Here is a 6,219-nt window from a genome sequence, read left to right as displayed (position 1 = left end):
CCCCGCCGCTGGGTCGTGGAACGGACGTTCGGCTGGCTGGTCCGCAACCGCCGCCTGGCCCGCGACTACCAACAGCGTCGCACTGCCCCCGGGCCCCCGATCCGGCCCTCGGCCGTCAGACCAGCGAGCCGCCCGGCAGCTCGACCTTCGCTCCGAGCTTCTCCAGCTTCTCCATGAAGTTCTCGTAGCCACGGTTGATCAGATCGATCCCGTGCACCCGCGACGTCCCCTGAGCCGCCAGCGCGGCGATCAGGTACGAGAAACCGCCACGCAGGTCAGGAATGACCAGATCCGCGCCCTCCAGCTTCGTCGGGCCGGAGACGACCGCCGAGTGCAGGAAGTTCCGCTGGCCGAAGCGGCAGTCGGAGCCGCCCAGGCACTCGCGGTAGAGCTGGATGTGCGCGCCCATCTGGTTGAGCGCGGAGGTGAACCCGAGCCGGGACTCGTACACCGTCTCGTGGACGATGGACAGCCCGGTGGCCTGCGTCAGCGCCACGACGAGCGGCTGCTGCCAGTCCGTCTGGAAGCCGGGGTGCACGTCCGTCTCCAGGGCGATGGCGTTCAGCGCGCCGCCCGGGTGCCAGAAGCGGATGCCCTCGTCGTCGATCTCGAAGGCGCCGCCGACCCGGCGGAAGGTGTTGAGGAACGTCATCATCGAGCGCTGCTGTGCGCCCCGTACATAGATGTTGCCCTCGGTCGCCAGCGCCGCGGACGCCCAGGAGGCCGCCTCCAGGCGGTCCGGGATCGCCCGGTGCGTGTACCCGTCGAGCCGGTCGACGCCCGTGATCCGGATGGTCCGGTCGGTGTCCATGGAGATGATCGCGCCCATCTTCTGCAGTACGCAGATGAGGTCCTCGATCTCCGGCTCCACGGCCGCGTTGGACAGCTCGGTGACACCCTCGGCGAGCACCGCCGTCAGCAGCACCTGCTCGGTGGAGCCCACCGACGGGTACGGCAGCCGGATCTTCGTGCCGCGCAGCCGCTGCGGGGCCTCCAGGTACTGGCCGTCGGCCCGCTTCTCGATCGTCGCGCCGAACTGCCGCAGCACGTCGAAGTGGAAGTCGATCGGACGTCCGCCGATGTCGCAGCCGCCGAGTCCCGGAATGAAGGCGTGGCCCAGCCGGTGCAGCAGCGGGCCGCAGAACAGGATCGGGATGCGCGACGAGCCCGCGTGGGCATCGATGTCAGCGACGTTGGCGCTCTCGACATGGGTGGGGTCCAGGATCAGCTCGCCCGGCTCGTCACCGGGCCGGACCGTCACACCGTGCAACTGCAGCAGCCCCCGCACGACCCGCACATCGCGGATGTCGGGCACATTGCGCAGCCGACTCGGCCCGCTGCCGAGCAGCGCGGCGACCATTGCCTTCGGCACCAGGTTCTTGGCGCCTCGGACGCGGATCTCGCCCTCCAGCGGGGTTCCGCCGTGGACAAGCAGGACATCGTCTGTGCCGGTCATGAATCTCGCGTTCCGGAGTGGTCGGGCAGGGGGCCAACCGAAAGGGTAATGGCCCTCCACCCCCGGTCCGTAAGGCGGCAGGGGGTGTACGAACGTCATGAATCAGCCACAACACGCTCTGCTCGCCACGCCTCGCAGAGGGTCACCGCCCGTACCGGCCTCCAGGGCTGGGCGCTCCCCACGCACTCGTGCGCCCTGAGCTGCGCTCGGACTCCGTCGCCGGACCGGCGCGTCACTTGGTCCCCACGGAGGGCCAAGATGCGGGATCATTTCTGCCATGACCGAGGTGTCCTCGCTCACAGGGCGACTGCTCGTGGCCACACCCGCGCTCGCGGACCCGAATTTCGACCGCGCGGTGGTGCTGCTCCTCGACCACGACGAGGAGGGCTCGCTCGGCGTCGTCCTGAACCGCCCGACCCCGGTCGGCGTCGGTGACATCCTCGAGTCCTGGGCCGGCCTGACCGGCGAACCGGACGTCGTCTTCCAGGGCGGTCCGGTCTCCCTCGACTCGGCGCTCGGCGTCGCGGTGATCCCCGGCGACGAAGGGCCGCTCGGCTGGCGCAGGGTGTACGGGGCGATCGGTCTGGTGGACCTGGAGGCGCCGCCGGAACTGCTGGCCGCGGCGCTCGGCTCGCTGCGGATCTTCGCGGGGTACGCGGGCTGGGGCCCCGGGCAGCTGGAGGCGGAGCTGACCGAGGGCGCCTGGTATGTGGTGGAGTCGGAGCCCGGAGACGTCTCCTCGCCGCGTCCGGAACATCTGTGGCGGGCGGTCCTGCGCCGTCAGCGCAGTGAACTCGCCATGATTGCCACCTACCCGGACGACCCTTCGCTCAACTGAACCGCGGGGCTTTCAGTACCCTGGCTGTTATGAGCACTCTTGAGCCCGAGCGCGGGGCAGGTACGGGGACCCTCGTAGAGCCGACACCGCAGGTGTCGAGCGGCGACGGCGACCACGAGCGCTACGCCCATTACGTCCAGAAGGACAAGATCATGGCGAGTGCCCTGGAGGGCACCCCCGTGGTCGCACTGTGCGGAAAGGTCTGGGTGCCGGGGCGCGACCCCAAGAAGTATCCGGTCTGTCCCATGTGCAAGGAGATCTACGAGTCCATGGGCGCCGGTGGCGACAAGGACAAGGGCAAGGGCGGCAAGGACAAGAAGTAGTCCGTCCGCAAGACCGTTCGGGCCGAGCCCCCGGAGCGCGCTGATGCGCGCCCCGGGGGTTTTGCGTACAGCCGTCATCCCCGTGTGCGTGGCGTGGGCTGTAATGACGTCATGGGCATCGAGGATCTGATTCCGGCGCCGCTGCGCGCCACGAACTCCACGGCCGACTTCGTTCTTGATCAGGACACCGTTGTCGTCGCGCATCCCGGCACGGAGCGCATCGCACGCCACCTGTGCGGTGCTCTCGCCGCGGCGACCGGGCTGCGGTTGGCGCCGGGCAAGGCCGGGAACGGGAACGCGATCCGCCTGCGGACCGACCCCGAGGTGGCCGCGGAGCTGGGCCCCGAGGGGTACCGGCTGTCCGTGGACGGCGACGGCGTCACCGTGCTGGGCGGCGGCGCGGCCGGAGTCCACTGGGGTACACAGACCCTGCGCCAACTCCTCGGCCCCGACGCCCACCGGCGGGCCCCCGTGGACCCGGAGCGGCAGTGGCGCGTCCCGGGCTGCACCGTCGAGGACCGCCCCCGGTTCTCCTGGCGCGGCCTGATGCTCGATGTCTCACGGCATTTCCTGCCCAAGGACGACATCCTGCGCTACCTCGACCTCCTCGCCGCCCACAAGCTGAACGTCTTTCACTTCCACCTCACCGACGACCAGGGCTGGCGTGTGGAGATCAAGCGCTTCCCGAAGCTCACCGAGATCGGTTCCTGGCGCACCCGTACCAAGCACGGACACCGTGCGTCACAGCTGTGGGACGAGACCCCGTACGGCGGCCACTACACCCAGGACGACATCCGCGAGATCGTCGCCTACGCCGCCGAGCGGCACATCCGTGTCGTCCCCGAGATCGACATCCCGGGCCACTCGCAGGCCGCCATCAGCGCCTACCCGGAACTGGGCAACACCGACGTCATCGACACCACCACCCTCTCCGTCCGGGACACCTGGGGCGTCACTGTGAACGTGCTCGCCCCCACCGACCACACCCTCCGCTTCTACGAGGGCGTCTTCGAGGAGATCCTCGATCTCTTCCCGGCCGCCACCTCGCCGTTCATCCACATCGGCGGCGACGAATGTCCCAAGGACCAGTGGAAGGCGTCCCCGGCCGCGCAGGCCCGGATCAAGGAACTCGGCCTGGCCGACGAGGACGAGCTGCAGTCCTGGTTCATCAGGCACTTCGACAACTGGCTCACCGCGCGCGGCCGCCGCCTCATCGGCTGGGACGAGATCCTCGAGGGCGGCCTCGCGGACGGCGCGGCGGTGTCGTCGTGGCGCGGGTACGCAGGTGGCGTCGCCGCCGCCGAGGCCGGGCACGACGTCGTGATGTGCCCGGAGCAGCAGGTCTATCTGGACCACCGTCAGCACGGCGGCCCCGATGAGCCGATGCCCATCGGGTACGTACGCACCCTGGAGGACGTCTACCGCTTCGAACCCGTACCGCCGGGCCTGACCGACGAGGCGATCCGTCACATCCTTGGCACCCAGGCCAACGTGTGGACCGAGGTCATGCAGAACCGGTCCCGCGTCGACTACCAGGTCTTTCCGCGGCTCGCGGCGTTCGCGGAGGTCGCCTGGTCGTCACTGCCCGCCTCCGCCGACCGGGACTTCGCCGACTTCGAGCGTCGGATGACCATGCACTATGCCCGACTTGACGCGCTCGGCGTCGATTACCGCCCGCCGGGCGGCCCGTTGCCATGGCAGAAGCGCCCCGGCATCCTCGGACGTCCGATCGAGGGTGCGCCCCCGAACGTGTGATCCCGCTCGCGGACCGGGGCACGGCCACCGCGGTTCCTGGGACCGTGGTGGCCGGAAGCACTCTCGCCGGCCCTGCCGGAACCGCGCTTCCCTGGAAGGGAATAAGTCGTACAAACCTTACCGAAGAGTGGCAATTCGCACTCTGTGCATAAGGGGCGCGAAACGGGAGCATCCCCCAGGTCGGGGGCGGATGCGCCCTTCGCGGACCCTCGCGTCGGTCCGATCAGAAGATGTGCCAGAGTTGCCACGTCCGGGCTTTGAGCACGTACCGTACGGCGAAACAAGCGGGACGCCGGGACACCGGGAAGGGGCAGCTGGGTTGACCACGCACGCACCGCAGGCGACGCAGACGGTGATGCTGCCCGCCTCGCTCGACGAGGCCGTGGCGGCACTGGGCGCCATGCCGGCCGCCGTTCCCGTGGCCGGCGGCACGGACTTGATGTCGGCCGTCAACAAGGGGCTGCTGCGCCCCTCCGGACTCGTCGGCCTCGGCCGCATCAGCGAGCTCCGCGGCTGGCACTACCAGGACGGTCACGCACTGCTCGGCGCCGGGCTCACCCACGCACGCATGGGCCGGCCCGACTTCGCCGCACTGATCCCCGCCCTGGCCGCGTCCGCGCGCGCCGCGGGCCCGCCCCAGATCCGTAACGCCGGGACGCTCGGCGGCAACATCGCCACCGCGGCCCCGACCGGCGACGCCCTTCCCGTGCTTGCCGCCCTGGAGGCGGAGCTCGTCATCGCGGGCCCAGGCGGCGCCCGCCGCGAGATTCCCGTCTCGCACCTGCTGGCCGGCCGGGAGATGCTCGAACCCGCGGAGCTGATCGCCTTCATCCGCGTACCGCTGCTGCACGCCCCCCAGGTCTTCTTCAAGGCGACCGGCCGCACCGGCCCCGGCCGCGCCACCGCATCCGTCGCGATCGTCCTCGATCCGGCCCGGCGCGGGGTGCGCTGCGCGGTCGGCGCGATCGCACCGATGCCGCTGCGTCCGCTGGAGGCCGAGCGCTGGATCGCCTCGCTGATCGACTGGGACGGCGAACGGGGCCTGGCGCCCGACGCGCTGGCCGCCTTCGGCGAGTACGTCGCCGCCGCCTGCATCCCGGACCAGCCGCCGCCCGCCGACGGGGGAGAGGCGCCACCGCTGCCCCCCGCCGTACTGCATCTGCGGCGTACGGTCGCCGCGCTCGCCCGACGCGCGCTGGGGAGGGCACTGTCGTGAGCAACAGCAACGCCGACAACAGGAACAACGAGGGCACCGCCGACGAGCACGGCGGCTGGCAGCCGACCGCGCAGGGCGGCGAGTACGACGCCGAGGCGACGGCCTTCGTCCATCTGCCCCCGGAGGACCTGGCGAACATCCCGCTGGCCGCTCCCGGCCAGGGCTACGTACCGCCGATGATCGTGCCGCTGACCCCCGCGGCCGGGCTCGACCCGGCGGCGACGGGCAGCTGGGTCGTGCAGACGCGGAGCACGCAGGGCCAGGAGACGGAGCATCAGGCGACGGGCGCGGTGCACTGGCCGGACCCGAACGAACAGCTGCATCAGCAGCACCAGCAGCTTCCGGAGTACCCGCAGCACGAGCAGTACCCGCAGCAGGGCGAAACGCCGGCCTCGACCGGCGAGTGGAACTTCGCCGAGGCGACGGCCGCCGAGACCTCCGGCCACACCGGCCAGTGGACGATCCCGGTCGCCGAGGGCGACCTGCCGGAGGAGTCCGGCGAGTTCGCGGCCTCGGTGGCGGCGTCCCAGTGGTACGCTCCAGATCATCGGAGCCGTACTGGCGGCGCTCGTCGTCGCCTTCGGAGCCGTGACGGCGATCGAGGTCTCCGACCGGGCGGCCGCCGCAGACG

General features: G+C 70.8%; 5 protein-coding genes and 1 pseudogene. 5 read left to right on the top strand and 1 reads right to left on the bottom strand.

Annotated elements, in window-relative coordinates; all coding sequences use genetic code 11:
* Positions 1-115: 115 nt before the first annotated feature.
* On the bottom strand, positions 116-1,456 hold the full coding sequence (murA, locus tag AB0915_RS37855; protein WP_358857661.1) for a UDP-N-acetylglucosamine 1-carboxyvinyltransferase: 1,341 nt from the start codon (positions 1,454-1,456) through the stop codon (positions 116-118).
* Positions 1,457-1,733: 277 nt separating this feature from the next.
* Between murA and AB0915_RS37850 the strand changes: the two genes are divergently transcribed.
* The 5 genes and pseudogenes from AB0915_RS37850 to AB0915_RS37830 form a co-directional block, all read left to right on the top strand.
* Positions 1,734-2,294, top strand: a complete 561-nt coding sequence (locus tag AB0915_RS37850) for a YqgE/AlgH family protein (protein ID WP_358857662.1) — start codon at positions 1,734-1,736, stop codon at positions 2,292-2,294.
* A gap of 29 nt (positions 2,295-2,323) precedes the next feature.
* Positions 2,324-2,617 (top strand): DUF3039 domain-containing protein, encoded by a 294-nt coding sequence (locus AB0915_RS37845; protein WP_063756076.1) that lies wholly within the window; start codon positions 2,324-2,326, stop codon positions 2,615-2,617.
* Between the two features lie 111 nt (positions 2,618-2,728).
* Positions 2,729-4,372 (top strand): beta-N-acetylhexosaminidase, encoded by a 1,644-nt coding sequence (locus AB0915_RS37840; protein ID WP_366695759.1) that lies wholly within the window; start codon positions 2,729-2,731, stop codon positions 4,370-4,372.
* Between the two features lie 319 nt (positions 4,373-4,691).
* The gene (locus AB0915_RS37835) at positions 4,692-5,588 is read left to right on the top strand and encodes an FAD binding domain-containing protein (protein WP_366695757.1); all 897 of its coding nucleotides are present in this window, start codon (positions 4,692-4,694) and stop codon (positions 5,586-5,588) included.
* A pseudogene (locus tag AB0915_RS37830) lies at positions 5,585-6,219 on the top strand ((2Fe-2S)-binding protein); the annotation flags it as partial. The gene AB0915_RS37835 and the pseudogene AB0915_RS37830, both read left to right, overlap by 4 nt.

The organism is Streptomyces sp. NPDC048411, assembly GCF_040704695.1.
Taxonomy (GTDB): domain Bacteria; phylum Actinomycetota; class Actinomycetes; order Streptomycetales; family Streptomycetaceae; genus Streptomyces.
The sequence above is the reverse complement of the archived record's forward strand: the minus strand, read 5'-3'. Positions and strand labels throughout refer to the sequence as shown.